Source organism: Nocardioides pollutisoli (assembly GCF_040045055.1).
GTDB classification, from domain to species: domain Bacteria; phylum Actinomycetota; class Actinomycetes; order Propionibacteriales; family Nocardioidaceae; genus Nocardioides; species Nocardioides tweenelious.
Window position 1 is genome coordinate 3,270,697 of sequence record NZ_JBDZDU010000001.1, and the last position, 15,889, is coordinate 3,286,585.

The following is a 15,889-nucleotide window of genomic DNA, read 5'->3' on the forward strand; positions in this document are numbered from 1 at the left end:
GGCCTCATCCCAGCAGAGGACTGACGGCCTTAGCGACCACGCTCTGCATCCTGGTCACGGATTCCTCCGCGTCGGCGATCGTCATGGCGCGCAGGCCGACGTTGACGCCGAGCCAGCGCAGCGGCTCGGGCTCCCAGGCGGGGGAGCGGTGGCCGACCCACGGCAACCGGGTCAGCTCGGTGTCGCGGCCCAGGACCAGGTCGCGCAGCGTGCGGCCGGCCAGGTTCGTCGTGCTCACCCCGTCGCCGACGTAGCCGCCGGCCCAGCCGAGCCCCGTCGCCGGGTCGAGCCCGACCGAGGCGCACCAGTCGCGCGGGATGCCGAGGGCGCCGCCCCAGGCATGGGTGACGCGGGTGCCCTGCAGCGGCGGGAACATCTCGACCAGGGTCGCGTAGAGGCGCGCGAAGACCTTCTCGTCGCGGTCGTACTCCGGCTTGATCCGCGAGCCGAAGTGGTACGGCGCACCGCGGCCGCCGAACACCAGCCGGTCGTCGGCGGTGCGCTGGCCGTAGATGATCAGGTGGCGGTGGTCGCTGAAGGTCTCGCGGCGGGCCAGTCCGATCTCGTCCCAGACCGCCGCGGGCAGCGGCTCGGTGGCGATGATCAGCGAGTAGACCGGGATCGTCGTACGCGCCTCGCCCTGGAGCGTGGAGGTGTAGCCCTCGGTGGCGCGGAGCACGGTCCGTGCCCGGACCGAGCCGCGCTCGGTGACCGCGCGGCCCGGCTCGATCGACCGCACCCGGGTGCGCTCGTGGATCGTGACCCCGCGCCGCTCGACGGCGTCGGCCAGCCCGCGCACCAGGCGCGCGGGATGGATCGCCGCACAGTCGGGGGTGTACGTCGCGCCGCGGGTGCGGGTGGCACGCAGCACGGCATCGGCCTCGGACCTGTCGAGCAGCCGGAGGTCGTCGTCGCCGCGACCCCACGCGCGCGCGTCGTCGACCTCGGCCCGGGCTCGCTTCCACTGCGCCCTGCTGCGGGCCAGGACGATGGTGCCGCCCTTCGCGGCCTGGGCGTCGATGCCCTCGGCGGCGGCCACCCGGACCACCTCGTCGACGGTCTCGCGCATCGCCCGGTGCTGGGCGATCGCGCCGTCGCGGTCGGACAGGTCGGCGAGGCTGGAGTGCGAGGCCGGGAAGAGCGCCGAGCACCACCCGCCGTTGCGGCCGGAGGCGCCGTAGCCTGCCGTCTCGGCCTCGAGCACCACGATCCCCAGCTCGGGGTCGGCCTCGGCGAGGTAGTACGCCGCCCAGAGCCCGGTGAGGCCGGCGCCGACGATCGCGACGTCCGCCTCGGTGTCGCCGTCCAGCGCGGGCCGCGGTGTCCAGTCCGTCTCGACGGAGTCGTGCCAGAGGGACAGCCGCTCCCAGTGCGGGTCGGCCGACGACTTCAGTGCACGCCCCACGAGTAGGTCTGCTTGCGCAGCTCGAGGTACATGAAGGTCTCGGTCGTGGCCACGGTCGGGATCGTCCGGATCCGGCCGGAGATCAGCTCGAGCAGGTGCTCGTCGCTCTCGCAGACGACCTCGACGAGCAGGTCGTAGGAGCCGGCGGTGATGACGACGTAGTCGACCTCGTCGAGCTCGGCGAGCGCGTCGGCGACCGGCTCGAGCGGACCCGAGACGCGGATGCCGACCATGGCCTGGCGGGCGAAGCCGAGCTCGAGCGGGTCGGTCACGGCCACCACCTGCATGACCCCGGACTCGATCAGCCGCTGGACCCGCTGGCGTACGGCGGCCTCGGACAGGCCGACCACCTTGCCGATGGCGGCGTACGAGCGACGTCCGTCCTGCTGCAGCTGCTCGATGATCGCCTTGGAGACGTCGTCGAGCGTGAACGCGGGACGATCCGGCTTCCGGGTCCGCGGCGAGGTCATGAGCCGCATGTTTCCTCACGCGCGGTCCTGGGTCAAAGGTTTCTCGGGGCGGTTTGCAAGCGATTTCGTTGCGAGGATGTTTCATCTCAACCGGATCGCTTGTCGACCCGCCCTCCGCATGGCACGATCCGAGGCGTTGGCGGTTGCGGCGAGAGGGAGTCCGGATGGCGGCGGGGCCCGAGTGGGGTGGACGAGGCGGACTGTCCCGTCGGGGGCTGCTCAAGGGCGCGGGAGCGGTCGGCTTCGCCGGCGTCAGCCTGGCCGCGCTCAAGCTGCCGTTCTTCGGGGTCGACCCCGCGATCGTCGATCCGGCCGACTGCGTCGCCACCGACGTGTCGGCGAGCGACATGCGGCTGATCATCTCCAACTGGCCGGCGTACATCGACCCCAAGAAGAAGGACGGGTCGACGCTCAACGTCTTCCAGGAGCGCACTGGCATCACGGTCGACTACACCGACGACGTCAACGACAACAACGAGTTCTACGCGAAGGTCAAGAACCAGCTCGGCTCCTGCCAGCCGATCGACCGCGACATGATCGTGCTGACCGACTGGATGGCCGCGAGGATGATCTCGCTCGGCTGGATCCAGCCGCTCGACAAGTCGAAGGTCCCCAACCTCCACGCCAACCTGATCGAGCCGTTGCGCAAGCGGCAGTGGGACCCGGACCTGACCTACCACGCCCCGTGGCAGAGCGGCCTGACCGGCATCGCCTACAACGCCGCCAAGACCGGTGAGGTGAAGAGCTTCGAGGACCTGATCACCCGGCCCGAGCTCAACGGCAAGATCACCCTGCTCAGCGAGATGCGCGACACGATGGGCTTCATGCTCAAGGTCGTCGGCGCCGACCCGAGCGACTTCTCAGACGACGACTGGGCCAACGCGATCGACAAGCTCCGCGAGGTCGTCTCGGCCGGGCAGGTCCGCGCGTTCACGGGCAACGAGTACATCCAGGACCTCGCGGCCGGCAACATCGTCGCCTGCGAGGCCTGGTCCGGCGATGTCATCCAGGCCCAGTTCGACAACCCCGACATCAAGTTCGTCACGCCGGAGGAGGGGCTGTCGCTCTGGAGCGACAACATGATGGTCCCGAACCTCGCGACCCACCAGGCCAACGCCGAGAAGTGGATCGACTACTACTACGAGCCCGAGGTCGCCGCGAAGCTCGCCGCCTGGGTCAACTACATCTGCCCCGTCAAGGGTGCCCAGGAAGCGATGGAGAAGGTCGACCCGTCGCTGGTCGACAACAAGCTGATCTTCCCCGACGACGAGACCTTGTCGGTCACCTTCGACTTCATGCCGCTGACCGAGAAGCAGATCACCGCCTACCAAGGAGAGTTCGACGATGTCACAGGTGGCTGACCAGGCGCCGTCCACGCCCGACAGCGCGGACTCCGAGTCGTACGACGGACTCCGGCTCCGCAACGTCACGAAGTCGTTCGGCGCCTTCACCGCGGTCAACGACCTCGACCTCGACGTGCCCCGCGGCTCGTTCATCGCGCTGCTCGGCCCGTCCGGGTGCGGCAAGACCACGACGCTGCGCATGGTCGCCGGCCTCGAGACCCCGACCGCCGGCTCGATCAAGCTCGCCGACCAGGACATCACCTACGCGAAGCCCTACCAGCGCCCGGTCAACACGGTCTTCCAGAGCTACGCGCTCTTCCCGCACCTCGACATCTTCGAGAACGTCGCCTTCGGGCTCCGGCGCCGCAAGTCGAAGGAGGTCGACACCGCCGTCCGCGAGATGCTCGAGCTCGTCGAGCTGACCTCGCAGGCGCGCAAGAAGCCGGCCCAGCTCTCCGGCGGCCAGCAGCAGCGGGTCGCGCTGGCGCGGGCGCTGATCAACAAGCCCGAGGTGCTGCTCCTCGACGAGCCGCTCGGTGCCCTCGACCTCAAGCTGCGCCGGTCGATGCAGCTGGAGATCAAGCGGATCCAGATCGACGTCGGCCTCACCTTCGTGCACGTCACCCACGACCAGGAGGAGGCCATGACGATGGCCGACACGGTCGCGGTGATGAACGCGGGCGTGATCGAGCAGATGGGCGCACCGTCCGACCTCTACGAGAACCCGAAGTCGACGTTCGTCGCCAACTTCCTCGGGCAGTCCAACCTGATCGAGGGCACGATCACCCACCGCGCCGCCGACCTGGTCACCGTCGACATGCACGGCATCGCGGTGTCGATCCCGACCGACCGCTGCCACGCCGACGGCGACAAGGGCTGGGTCGGCATCCGTCCGGAGAAGGTCCTCATCGGGGAGCCCGGCGAGGCGCTCGACGCGCCCGGCAACACGATCCCCGGCGGCGTGGTCGTCGACGCCAGCTTCGTCGGTGTCAGCACGCAGTACCTCGTCCGGATGCCGTGGGGACAGGAGCTGTCGGTCTTCGAGCAGAACACCGGCCGGCGCCGGATGTTCCGCAACGGCGAGTCCGTCGAGCTCTCCTGGCGGCCTGAGTACGCCTTCCTCCTCGACTTCAGCCAGGACGCCTCGGCCGGTGCGCAGAAGGCCGACGACGAATGAGCGAGACCGTCCGCAAGCACGGGAGGACCGGCTACATCCTGCTGATCCCCGGCGTCTTGTGGCTTGCCGTCTTCTTCGTCATCCCGCTCTACTCCCTGGTCGCGACCAGCCTCTTCGACCCCAGCGGGTCGGACTCGACCGGCTACGAGATGACCTACCACTGGGCGAACTACTCGAACGCCCTGAGCGACTACTGGCAGCCGCTGGTGCGCTCCCTCGCGTACGGCGCGCTGGCGACGTTCTTCTGCCTGATCCTCGGCTACGTGCTGGCCTACGCCATCGCGTTCAAGGCCGGCCGGTGGAAGAACCTGATGCTGGTCCTGGTGATCGCGCCGTTCTTCACGAGCTTCCTGATCCGTACGCTGTCGTGGAAGCTGCTGCTCGCCGACGACGGGTTCATCGTCAACAGCCTGCAGTGGCTGCACATCCTCGGCGCCGACGGCCGGCTGCTGGCGACGCCGGTCGCGGTCATCGCGGGCCTGACGTACAACTTCCTGCCGTTCATGGTGCTGCCGCTCTACGCGAGCATCGACAAGATCGACCAGCGCCTGATCGAGGCGTCCAGTGACCTCTACGCCAACCCGTTCGTCGGCTTCTTCAAGGTCACCTGGCCGCTGTCGCTGCCGGGCGTCGTGTCCGGCACGCTGCTCACCTTCATCCCCGCGGTCGGCGACTACATCAACGCCGAGCTGCTCGGCAGCCCCAACCAGCGGATGATCGGTAGCGTCATCCAGAGCCTCTTCACCAACGCCAACGACTACCCGGCGGCGGCTGCGCTCTCGGTGACGCTGATGGCGCTGATCGTGGTGATGGTCCTGTTCTACGTCCGCCGCGCGGGGACGGAGGACCTGCTGTGAGCACCACGACCCACCCGAAGATGAAGACCTACAAGGCCGGCAGTGCCTTCGGTCGCTGGTTCCGTTCTCACATCGTGCTGATCCTCGGGCTGCTGGTGCTGCTCTACACGTTCATCCCGATCTTCGTGGTCGTGCTGATGAGCTTCAACGATCCGGCCAGCCGGCTGATCTACCGCTTCGACGGCTTCACGCTGCACAACTGGCTCAACCCCTGCGAGGCCGAGGGGATGTGCGGCGCGCTGAAGACGAGCATCGAGATCGGCTTCTGCGCCACCCTGGGCTCGACCATCCTCGGCACCCTGATCGCCTTCGCGCTGGTGCGGCACGAGTTCGCGGGCCGGTCGGCCATGAACCTGCTGATCTTCCTGCCGATGGCGTCGCCCGAGATCGTGATGGGATCCTCGCTGCTCGCACTCTTCGTGGCCGCGGGGTTCGGTGGCCAGCTGGGCTTCTGGACGATCCTGATCGCCCACATCATGTTCTGCATCTCGTTCGTGGTCGTCACGGTGCGAGCGCGACTGGCCGGCCTCGACGACAACCTCGAGCAAGCGGCGATGGATCTCTACGCCACGCCACAACAGACGTTCTGGCGGGTGACCTTCCCGCTGGTCTTCCCGGGCATCCTGGGTGCGGCGCTGCTCAGCTTCTCGCTGTCCTTCGACGACTTCATCGTCACCAACCTCAACGCCGGCAACACCACGACGTTCCCCATGTACGTCTGGGGTGTCGCGCAGCGCGGCGTCCCCATGCAGGTCAACGTGGTCGGCACCGTGATGTTCCTGATCTCGGTCCTGATCGTCGTCGGTGGCGAGGTCAACAGCCGCCGCCGTGCCGCCAAGCTGGTCTGACGCCGACCCGGCGCAGTGTCATCTGACACTGCGCCGAGTCGGCGACATGTCAGCTGACACTGCGCCGGGTCGGCGGGCTAACGCAGCCGCGTATCCGTCGCGCAGGATCCGTTCGGCGTCCTGCTGCTGACCGAACACCTGGGACCGGCGCAGCGCCACGATCACCCAGCCCTGGCGACGGAGCCAGTCACGCCGCTCGTCGTCATGGATCTGCCGGTCCGGGCCGTGCCATTCCTCGCCGTCGTACTCGGCAGCGAAGCGCAGGTCCTCGAGTCCCAGGTCCAGGTAGTAGTGGACCCGTCCCTCGATCTCGATGGGGATCTGGGTGCGTGGTGGGGGAAGGCCAGCGTCGTACCACCGCAAGCGCAGCGCGGACTCGCCGAAGGACGCGGCGCCGGCGTCGGCGAGCGGCGCGAGCACTCGGAGCAAGACGACGCCACGGCGTCGGTTGAAGCGCGGCACCTGCGTCAGCAGCCGCTGGTGGGTGAACTGCCCGAGGTGGAGCATCGTGTCCATCCCGTGCAACCGCAGGTCGCGGGTCTTCTGGAGACGTCCGAGGTCGACGGCTGTCCGCAGCGGGGTGGTGACCGGTATGCCGTTGACCGTCGTGAGGTCACCCGCGCGGATCTCGCGCTCACCGCTGTCGGCAAGTGCGTTGCGGAGCCGGCCCGAGGCGCTCGGTCGGAAGCACGAGATGGCTGGTATCGACAGGTGCTCGTTGGGTGCGAGAGCCCGATCGCCGGCATGGAGCCAGGCCGCGGTTCGATCGCAGACGAAGCAGTCGTCAGGCAGGACGAGAGCGAGCATCCGGCAGCGCAACTCAAGAGAGTCAGGCGTGTCCGCCTCGACGTACACGCTTTCGAGCGGCCGACGGAGGGCTCCGCCGAAGGTCAGCTTGCTCAGCGCCTCGCGGCTCAGGCCGACCTCGCTGGCCATCCCGGTGGTGAACGGCTCACGCGCTGGTAGCTGCGCGAGTCGCTCGCGCCAGGGGACAGGATTCATGCTGCTGCACTGCCCGGAGCGCCGACCCCGCCACCCTCCGATCGGCGGACCTGTGGATACCTGCCTGATTCCACGCCGAGTCGGCGCAGTGTCAGCCTGACACTGCGCCGGGTCGGGTCAGAGGAGCGTGGCGGCCTTGTCGAGCACGGTGCGGAGGATCTGCTCCATCTCGTCGAAGTGCGTCTGGTCGCAGATCAGCGGGGGAGAGAGCTGGATGACCGGGTCGCCGCGGTCGTCGGCGCGGCAGTAGAGGCCTTCGTCGTACAGCGCCTTGGAGAGGAAGCCCCGGAGCAGCTTCTCCGACTCCTCCTCGTTGAAGGTCGCCTTGGTGTCCTTGTCCTTGACGAGCTCGATCCCGTAGAAGTAGCCGTCGCCGCGGACATCGCCGACGATCGGCAGGTCGAGCAGACGCTCGAGGGTCGAGCGGAAGGCACCCTCGTTGTCGCGGACGTGCTCGAGGATGTGCTCCTCCTCGAAGACGTCGAAGTTCGCCATCGCGACCGCGGTGGAGACCGGGTGGCCGCCGAAGGTGAAGCCGTGGGCGAAGGACTCGTGGCCGTGCAGGAACGGCTCCATCAGCCGGTCGGACGCGATCATCGCGCCGAGCGGTGCGTAGCCGGAGGTGATGCCCTTGGCCGAGGTGATGATGTCCGGCTGGTAGCCGTAGCGCTCCGCGCCGAACATGTAGCCCAGCCGGCCGTAGGCGCAGATGACCTCGTCGGAGACCAGCAGGACGTCGTACTCGTCGCAGATCTCGCGGACCCGCTCGAAGTAGCCGGGCGGGGGCGGGAAGCAGCCGCCGGCGTTCTGCACGGGCTCGAGGAAGACGGCGGCGACGGTGTCGGGGCCCTCGTTCTCGATCTGGACGGCGATCTGGTCGGCCGCCCAGCGGCCGAAGGCCTCCGGGTCGGAGCCGTCGAGCAGGCCGCCCGTGGTCTCGGAGGCCCGGTAGATGTTGGTGTTGGGGACCCGGAAGGTCGAGGGGACCAGCGGCTCGAACTGCTGCTTGAGTGGCGGCAGGCCGGTGATCGACAGGGCGCCCTGGGTGGTGCCGTGGTAGGCGATGCTCCGGCTGAGAACCTTGTGCTTCATCGGCTTGCCGGTGAGCTTGAAGAAGTTCTTCGCGAGCTTCCACGCGGACTCGACGGCCTCGCCGCCACCGGTGGTGAAGAAGACCCGGTTGAGGTCGCCCGGCGCGTAGTTGGCGATGCGCTCCGCCAGCAGGATCGCGTTGGGGTGGGCGTAGGACCACAGCGGGTGGAAGGCCAGCTCCTTGGCCTGCGCGGCGGCGGCGTCCGCCAGCTCGGTGCGGCCGTGGCCCAGCTGCGAGACGAAGAGCCCGCCCAGACCGTCGAGGTAGCGCTTGCCCTGGGCGTCGTAGATGTAGGCGCCCTCACCGCGCACGATGATCGGCACGTCCGAGGTGTCGTACGTCGAGTGCCGCGTGAAGTGCATCCAGAGGTGGTCCTTGGCGGCACGCTGAAGGTGGTCGTAGTCGAGCTCCATACCTCCATGGTGCGCGGTCCGCATGACGAGAAGCAAGTGAATCCGTCGCTCAAGCGTGTGATTTCTCCGGAATCCGTTGTAGAAATGGGTTCATGACTCGGTACGGCGCACAGTTCGGTCCGGACATCACGTTCCTCGGCGTCGACCCGGTCGACCTCGACGACGCGGCCGCCCTCGCGGCCGCGGACGTGGTGATCGTCGGAGCGCCCTTCGACGGCGGCACGTCGCACCGGCCGGGGACCCGCTTCGGCCCGCAGGCGATCCGGCAGACCGACTACCTCCCGCACGACGGCTCGAGGCCGCACCTCGCGCTCCGGGTCGACGCGCTGCAGGACATCACGGTCGTCGACGCCGGCGACGTCGAGATGCCGCCCGGCGAGATCGAGCGGGCGCTCGGCGCGCTCGAGCAGGCGGTCTACCAGGTCGCCAGCGCGGGCGCCATACCTCTCGTCCTCGGCGGCGACCACTCCATCGCGCTGCCCGACGCGACGGGCGTCGCCCGGCACCTCGGCTACGGCAAGGTGTCGATGATCCACTTCGACGCGCACGCCGACACCGGCGACATCGAGTTCGGCTCGCTCTACGGCCACGGCCAGCCGATGCGCCGGCTGATCGAGTCGGGAGCCCTGCGCGGCGACCGCTTCCTGCAGATGGGGCTGCGCGGCTACTGGCCCGGTCCCGAGACGCTGGGCTGGATGGCCGAGCAGAACATGCGGTCCTACGAGATGACTGAGATCGGCAAGCGCGGCCTGGAGGAGTGCCTCGACGAGGCCTTCGAGATCGCGCTCGACGAGTGCGACGCGGTCTTCCTCTCCGTCGACATCGACGTCTGCGACCCCGGGCACGCGCCCGGCACCGGCACGCCCGAGCCCGGTGGGCTGTCGTCGCGCCAGCTCCTCGACGCCGTACGCCGCATCTGCCGCGAGCTGCCGGTCGCGGGCATCGACGTGGTGGAGGTGTCACCGCCCTACGACCACGCGGAGATCACGGCGTTCCTGGCCAACCGGGTCTGCCTCGAGGCGCTCTCCGGCCTGGCCGCCCGCAAGGTCGGCATCACGCACGACCCGGCCGGTCCGTTGCTGGAGGGCAGGTGATTCTGCGCGCTGCGGCCGCTTTCGACGGCCACCGCCACCTCGGCCCGACCGAGGTCGAGGTCGAGGACGGCCGGATCACGGCGGTCCGCCCGGCGAGCGGTCCCGCTGACGTCGCCTTCGTCGCGCCCGGCTTCACCGACGCGCACGTGCACCCGATCCAGGGCGGGCTCGAGCGGCTGCGCTGCGACCTGAGCGAGCACTCGACCCGCGACGACTACCTCGCCGCCGTCAAGGCGTACGCCGACAGCCGCCCCGACGTGGAGTGGATCCTCGGCGGGGGCTGGGGGATGCCGGCCTTCCCGGGCGGTACGCCGACCGCGGCCGACCTCGACACGGTGACGGGCAGTCGCCCGGCGTACCTGCCCAACCGCGACCACCACAGCGTGTGGGTCAACAGCCGGGCCCTGGAGCTGGCCGGGATCGACGAGCACACCCCCGACCCCGACGACGGCCGGATCGAGCGCGACGCCGACGGTCGCCCGAGCGGCACCCTCCACGAGGGCGCGACGGCCCTGGTGGCGCCGTACCTCCCGCACACGACGGCCGAGGACTACTACGCGGCGTTGATGGCGGGCCAGGCCTACCTGCACTCGGTCGGTGTCACCTCGTGGCAGGACGCGATCGTCGGCGCCTACTCCGGCATGGACGACCCGGCCTCGACGTACACGACCGCGGACGCCAACGGCGACCTGCGTTCGTACGTCGTCGGCGCGCTGTGGTGGGAGCGCAAGCTCGGCATCGAGCAGGTCGGTGAGCTCGTGGCCCGTCGGGCCGCGATGGCGGGCGGTCGGTTCCGGGCGACCAGCGTCAAGATCATGCAGGACGGCGTCGCCGAGAACGGCACGGCCGCGATGCTCGCGCCCTACCTCGACAAGTGCGGCCACGCGACCACCAACAGCGGTCACTCGTTCGTCGAGGCCGGCGTGCTGCGCGAGGCCGTGCGAGCGCTCGACGCCGAGGGCTTCCAGGTGCACGTGCACGCGATCGGCGACCGCGGCGCCCGCGAGGCGCTCGACGCCTTCGAGGGCACCGACCCCGCCCGGCGGCACCACATCGCCCACCTGCAGCTGGTGCACCCCGACGACGTACGCCGCTTCGCCGGGCTCGGCGTTGCCGCCAACATGCAGATGCTCTGGGCCTGCGAGGACGACCAGATGGCCGAGCTGACGATCCCGTTCCTCGGGGAGGAGCGGAGTCGCTGGCAGTACCCCTTCGGCGACCTCGAGCGCACCGGAGCCCGGCTGGTCGCCGGCAGCGACTGGCCCGTCAGCACGCCCGACCCGCTCCAGGCGATGCAGGTCGCGGTGACCCGGGTCGACCCCGACAGCGGTCGCGCGGCGTTCCTGCCGGAGCAGGCGCTGACCCTGGAGACCGCGTTCGCGGCGTACACCTCCGGCTCGGCGTGGATCAACCACCGTGACGACGCGGGCGTGCTGCAGCCCGGCACGGTCGCCGACCTGGTCGCGCTCGACCGCGACCCGTTCGCCGGGCCGGCCGAGGAGATCGGCGAGGCACGGGTGACGACGACCTGGATCGACGGAATCCCTGTCTTCTCCGCCTGATTCGACGGATTCCGTGCCCATCGGCGGTCAACCCCTACAGATTTCGTTGTCGGATCACTAGGGTTTGCCGCATGGCCGATCAGACCTTCAAGAACGTGATCAACGGCGAGCTCGTCGAGAGCGTGTCGGGGGAGACCTACGACGTCATCGACCCGACCACCGGTGAGGTGTACGCCCAGGCTCCGCGCTCGGGCGACGAGGACATCGACCGGGCGTACGCCGCAGCCGACGCGGCCTTCGAGGGGTGGGGCTACGCGACGCCGCAGGACCGCTCCAACGCGCTGCTGAAGATCGCCCAGGCGATCGAGGACCGCGTCGACGAGATCAACGCGGTCGAGTGCAAGGACACCGGCAAGCCGCTCGGGCTGACCATGTCCGAGGAGATGCCCTACGCGTCGGACCACTTCAAGTTCTTCGCCGGCGCGGCCCGGATGCTCGAGGGCAAGGCCGCGGGGGAGTACATGGCCGACCACACCTCGTGGGTACGCCGGGAGCCGGTCGGTGTGGTCGGTCAGGTGACGCCCTGGAACTATCCGCTGTTGATGATGATCTGGAAGATCGCCCCGGCCCTCGCTGCCGGCAACACGATCGTCCTCAAGCCCAGCGACACCACGCCCGCGAGCTCGACGCTGCTCGCCGAGCTCTGCCAGGAGTTCCTGCCGCCCGGCGTGCTCAACGTCGTCTGCGGCGACCGCGACACCGGCCGTGCGCTGGTCGCGCACAAGACCCCGCAGATGGTCGCGATCACCGGCTCCGTGCGGGCCGGCATGCAGGTCGCGGAGGCCGCCTCGCACGACCTCAAGCGGGTGCACCTCGAGCTCGGTGGCAAGGCGCCGTGCATCGTCTTCGACGACGCCGACATCGCCAAGGCCGCCGAGGGGATCGCCGGCGCCGGCCTCTTCAACGCCGGCCAGGACTGCACCGCGGCCACCCGGGTGCTCGTGCAGGCGGGCATCCACGACGAGTTCGTCGCGGCGCTGGCCGAGGCCGCCCAGGGCATGCCGACCGGCATGCCGGACGACGAGGCGACGTACTTCGGTCCGCTCAACAACGCGAACCAGCTCGCCCACGTCTCCGGCATGGTCGACCGACTGCCGGACCACGCGAGCATCGCGACCGGCGGCGCCCGCAAGTTCGACAAGGGCTACTTCTACGAGCCCACCGTGCTCTCGGGCCTGCAGCAGACCGACGAGCAGATCCAGACCGAGATCTTCGGCCCGGTGATGACCGTGCAGGAGTTCACCGACGAGGCGCAGGCGCTGACCTGGGCCAACGACGTCGAGTACGCGCTGTCCTCCAGCGTCTGGACCAAGGACCACGCCCGCGCCATGCGGATGTCGCGTCGGCTCGACTTCGGTGCGGTCTGGATCAACACGCACATCCCCTTCGTATCCGAGATGCCGCACGGCGGTTTCAAGCACTCGGGCTACGGCAAGGACCTGTCCGGCTACGGGTTCGAGGACTACACCCGTATCAAGCACGTCATGTCCTTCATCGGATCGTGACTGCTGAGATGTGTATCTGGACTCGTCGCTGCGCTCCTCGCACGCCCCGCTCCTCGGCACGACGGTCGAGCGCCCATGACGTCGCACGTAGAAGTCGTTGCATCACCGTGAACGGGAAGGTTTCGGAGTGAAGATCCTGCTGATCGGCACCGGGGGCGTGGGTGGCGCGTTCGCGGCCATCGCCGCCCGCCGCGACTTCTTCGAGGCGATCGTGGTCGCCGACTACAACCTGGCGAGCGCGGAGCGCGCGGCCGCGACCGACGAGAGGTACGTCGCGGCGCAGATCGACGCGTCCTCGGCGGAGGCGGTCGAGGCGCTGTGCCGCGAGCACGGCATCACCCACGTGATGAACGCGGTCGACCCCGTCTTCAACATGTCGATCTTCCACGGGGCGTACGCCGCCGGCGCGGACTACCTCGACATGGCGATGTCGCTGTCGAAGCCGCACCCGGAGTCGCCGCACGAGCAGACCGGCGTGAAGCTCGGCGACGAGCAGTTCGCGGTCGAGCAGGACTGGAAGGACGCGGGCCGGCTGGCGCTGGTCGGGATCGGCGTCGAGCCGGGCCTGTCCGACGTGTTCGCGCGCTACGCCGCCGACCACCTCTTCAGCGAGATCGACGAGCTCGGCACCCGTGACGGCGCCAACCTGGTCGTGACCGACGACGACGGCAACGAGATCTTCGCTCCGTCGTTCTCGATGTGGACCACGATCGAGGAGTGCCTCAACCCGCCCGTCATCTGGGAGAAGGACCGCGGCTGGTTCACGACCGCGCCGTTCTCCGAGCCGGAGGTCTTCGACTTCCCCGAGGGCATCGGTCCGGTCGAGTGCGTCAACGTCGAGCACGAGGAGGTGCTCCTCATGCCGCGCTGGGTCGACTGCAAGCGGGCGACCTTCAAGTACGGCCTGGGCGACGAGTTCATCAACATCCTCAAGGTGCTGCACACGCTCGGCCTCGACTCGACCGAGAAGGTCCGCGTCAAGGGCGTCGAGGTGAGTCCGCGCGACGTGGTCGCGGCCGTGCTGCCGGACCCCGCGACGGTCGGCCCCCGGATGAAGGGCAAGACCTGCGCCGGCCTGTGGGTGACCGGGAAGGGCAAGGACGGCGAGCCACGCTCGACGTACCTCTACCACGTGGTCGACAACGAGTGGACGATGCGCGAGTACGGCCACCAGTGCGTGGTCTGGCAGACCGCGATCAACCCGGTGGTCGCCCTCGAGCTGCTGTCCCGCGGCACCTGGTCGGGCGCGGGTGTGCTCGGTCCCGAGGCCTTCGACGCGGTGCCCTTCCTCGACATGCTCACCGAGTACGGCAGCCCGTGGGGGATGAAGGAGCTGTAAAGTACGCACATGCCTACTACTTCGGCCGCCGTCCTGCGGCGGTCCGTGACAGCCCTGGCGACGCGAGCGCGCGCCGAGCGCGGTGGTGACCTCAGCCTCGGCCTCGTGGCGGTGCTCGGGCGGGTGCTGGTCGAGGGCTCGTTGACACCGGGCGAGATCGGGGCGCAGCTGGCGATGACACCCCAGTCGCTGACCCGGCCGCTCGCGAGCCTGGAGAGCAAGGGCCTGGTGCGTCGTACGCCGGACCCGACCGACGGCCGAGGGTCGCTGATCGCTGCCACGGACGCCGGTCGACGGGCGATGCGCGCGGAGATGGCGCCGCGCGACCGGTGGTTGGCCGAGGCCGTCACCGCCGTCTGCACCGACGAGGAGCAGGAGCTCCTGGCCCGGGCGGCCGACGTGATGCTGCGCGTCGCGGCGTACGGCGACCGCGTCGTTCCCGTCGAGCCGTGAGCCAGGCGGTCCGCAGCGCGGCGGTCACCATGGCCGCCGTCCTGGGTGCTCTCGCCACCACGGTGCTCCTCGGCGACCTCATCGACGTGCCGGTGCAGGCGAGCGTGCTCGCGGTCGTGCTCAGCCTGATGCTGGGACAGGCCGCCGAGCGCGGGGTCCACGTCGGGCTGGAGACCGCCGCGGAGATGGTCGTCGTCTCGGCCGCGGCGGCCGGGGTGGCGTGGCTGCTGGTCCACGTGCGGACGCTCGGGCAGGTCCTGCTGGTCATCGGCCTGAGCGTCGGCATCGCCGCCCGGCGCTACGACGGGCCGGTACGGCGCGCCGCCCGGATCGTCGCCCTGCCCTTCCTGGCCCTGCTCGTCACCCCGGTCCCGGCGGCGGCCCGGACCTCGGGCACGGTCGAGCTGGTCGTCTGGTCGGCCGTGGCCGCGGTGGTCGCCGTCGCCTGGACCGCTGCCGTCGGGCGGCTGCGCCTGCCGCCGGTCGTGGTGGACCGCCCGTCGCGCCGCTCGAGCCGCCGTCTCGACGTACCCACCCGGATGGCCCTGCAGATGCTCGTCGGCCTGACCGTCGCCCTCGTCGTCGGTCGGGCGCTCTTCGACGATCGCTGGGCGTGGTGCGTGCTGTCCGCCTTCCTCGTCGCGTCGGGCAACCGCGGCCGCGGCGACGTCGCCCACAAGGCGGGGCTGCGGGTCGTCGGCGCCCTGGTCGGCACCGTCGTCGCGACGCTCGCCGCTCTCCACGTCCCGCCCGGTCAGCGCTCGACGCTGGTCGTGCTCTTCGTGGTGATGGCGCTGGCGCTCGTCCTGCGGCACTGGAGCTATGCCTACTGGGCGGCCGGGATGACCGCGATGCTGTCCCTGCTGCACGCCTACTACGGCAGCTTCGGCCAGACCGGTGCCGAGCAGCTGCGCGAGCGCCTGGTCGGCGTCGCGCTCGGCTCGGCGATCGGGCTGGCCGCGGCCTGGTGGGTGCTGCCGGTCCGCACGCGCGACGTCTTCCGGGCCCGCGTCGCCGACTGCCTGCGGGCGATCAACGAGCAGGACGGCAGCCTGCCGGACGCGCTCGCCGCCCTCGACCAGCTCGTCCCCACGCTCCGGGCCGGTGCTCGCACGCACCCCGGTGCCCGGCGGCAGCTCGCGGCGGTCGGCGCGCTGCACGACTTGGAGGAGCCGTCGAGCGGCGCCGTACGCCGTGACGTGGGCCGGATCCGTCGCTCCCTGGTGGGCCGCGACGACCCCGACCCCGACGAGCTGTTGCCGGAGCTGCGGCCGGTCTACGTCGCGCTGCGGTCCTGACCCTCCGCCGGCTCGGCGTGGACCCTAAAC

General features: G+C 69.8%; 14 protein-coding genes. 10 read left to right on the forward strand and 4 right to left on the reverse strand.

All coding sequences use genetic code 11. The features are described from left to right. Nucleotides 1-4 precede the first annotated feature (4 nt). Complete coding sequence (locus ABLE68_RS16085; protein ID WP_348872662.1) at nt 5-1,405, reverse strand: NAD(P)/FAD-dependent oxidoreductase; 1,401 nt, start codon at nt 1,403-1,405, stop codon at nt 5-7. Continuing rightward, nucleotides 1,390-1,875, reverse strand: coding sequence for an Lrp/AsnC family transcriptional regulator (locus ABLE68_RS16090; RefSeq protein ID WP_348872664.1), 486 nt, complete (start codon nt 1,873-1,875; stop codon nt 1,390-1,392). Before ABLE68_RS16090 ends, ABLE68_RS16085 begins: the two co-directional genes overlap by 16 nt. A 164-nt stretch (nt 1,876-2,039) precedes the next feature. Here ABLE68_RS16090 and ABLE68_RS16095 point away from each other — a divergent pair, with 164 nt between their 5' ends. The 4 genes from ABLE68_RS16095 to ABLE68_RS16110 are packed head-to-tail and all read left to right on the forward strand — an operon-like array spanning nt 2,040 to nt 6,100. Next, nucleotides 2,040-3,236 (forward strand): polyamine ABC transporter substrate-binding protein, encoded by a 1,197-nt coding sequence (locus tag ABLE68_RS16095; protein ID WP_348872665.1) that lies wholly within the window; start codon nt 2,040-2,042, stop codon nt 3,234-3,236. Then, the gene (locus ABLE68_RS16100) at nt 3,220-4,395 is read left to right on the forward strand and encodes an ABC transporter ATP-binding protein (RefSeq protein ID WP_348872667.1); all 1,176 of its coding nucleotides are present in this window, start codon (nt 3,220-3,222) and stop codon (nt 4,393-4,395) included. The genes ABLE68_RS16095 and ABLE68_RS16100 overlap by 17 nt, the downstream gene beginning before the upstream one ends. Next, nucleotides 4,392-5,252 carry an ABC transporter permease gene (locus tag ABLE68_RS16105; protein WP_348872668.1) on the forward strand — a complete coding sequence of 287 codons (861 nt, stop codon included), beginning with the start codon at nt 4,392-4,394 and terminating at the stop codon, nt 5,250-5,252. Before ABLE68_RS16100 ends, ABLE68_RS16105 begins: the two co-directional genes overlap by 4 nt. After that, nucleotides 5,249-6,100, forward strand: coding sequence for an ABC transporter permease (locus tag ABLE68_RS16110; protein WP_348872670.1), 852 nt, complete (start codon nt 5,249-5,251; stop codon nt 6,098-6,100). The genes ABLE68_RS16105 and ABLE68_RS16110 overlap by 4 nt, the downstream gene beginning before the upstream one ends. Nucleotides 6,101-6,118: 18 nt before the next feature. Here the strand turns inward: ABLE68_RS16110 and ABLE68_RS16115 are convergent, their stop codons facing one another. Then, on the reverse strand, nt 6,119-7,102 hold the full coding sequence (locus tag ABLE68_RS16115; protein WP_348872671.1) for a hypothetical protein: 984 nt from the start codon (nt 7,100-7,102) through the stop codon (nt 6,119-6,121). A 117-nt stretch (nt 7,103-7,219) separates the two neighbouring features. Further along, the gene (locus tag ABLE68_RS16120; protein WP_348872672.1) at nt 7,220-8,608 is read right to left on the reverse strand and encodes an aspartate aminotransferase family protein; all 1,389 of its coding nucleotides are present in this window, start codon (nt 8,606-8,608) and stop codon (nt 7,220-7,222) included. 92 nt (nt 8,609-8,700) lie between these two features. On the opposite strand from ABLE68_RS16120, the gene speB reads away from it, so the two are divergent. The 6 genes from speB (at nt 8,701) to ABLE68_RS16150 (ending at nt 15,859) form a co-directional block, all read left to right on the forward strand. Then, complete coding sequence (gene speB / locus ABLE68_RS16125) at nt 8,701-9,702, forward strand: agmatinase (protein WP_348872673.1); 1,002 nt, start codon at nt 8,701-8,703, stop codon at nt 9,700-9,702. Then, entirely contained in the window at nt 9,699-11,264 is a 1,566-nt protein-coding gene (locus tag ABLE68_RS16130) for an amidohydrolase (RefSeq protein WP_348872675.1), read from the forward strand. Before speB ends, ABLE68_RS16130 begins: the two co-directional genes overlap by 4 nt. 71 nt (nt 11,265-11,335) lie before the next feature. After that, on the forward strand, nt 11,336-12,769 hold the full coding sequence (locus ABLE68_RS16135) for a gamma-aminobutyraldehyde dehydrogenase (protein ID WP_348872677.1): 1,434 nt from the start codon (nt 11,336-11,338) through the stop codon (nt 12,767-12,769). 127 nt (nt 12,770-12,896) lie between these two features. Then, the gene (locus tag ABLE68_RS16140) at nt 12,897-14,108 is read left to right on the forward strand and encodes a saccharopine dehydrogenase family protein (protein ID WP_348872678.1); all 1,212 of its coding nucleotides are present in this window, start codon (nt 12,897-12,899) and stop codon (nt 14,106-14,108) included. Between the two features lie 9 nt (nt 14,109-14,117). Next, complete coding sequence (locus tag ABLE68_RS16145) at nt 14,118-14,561, forward strand: MarR family winged helix-turn-helix transcriptional regulator (RefSeq protein ID WP_348872680.1); 444 nt, start codon at nt 14,118-14,120, stop codon at nt 14,559-14,561. Beyond that, nucleotides 14,558-15,859 (forward strand): FUSC family protein, encoded by a 1,302-nt coding sequence (locus ABLE68_RS16150; protein ID WP_348872682.1) that lies wholly within the window; start codon nt 14,558-14,560, stop codon nt 15,857-15,859. Before ABLE68_RS16145 ends, ABLE68_RS16150 begins: the two co-directional genes overlap by 4 nt. Nucleotides 15,860-15,889: the final 30 nt, after the last annotated feature.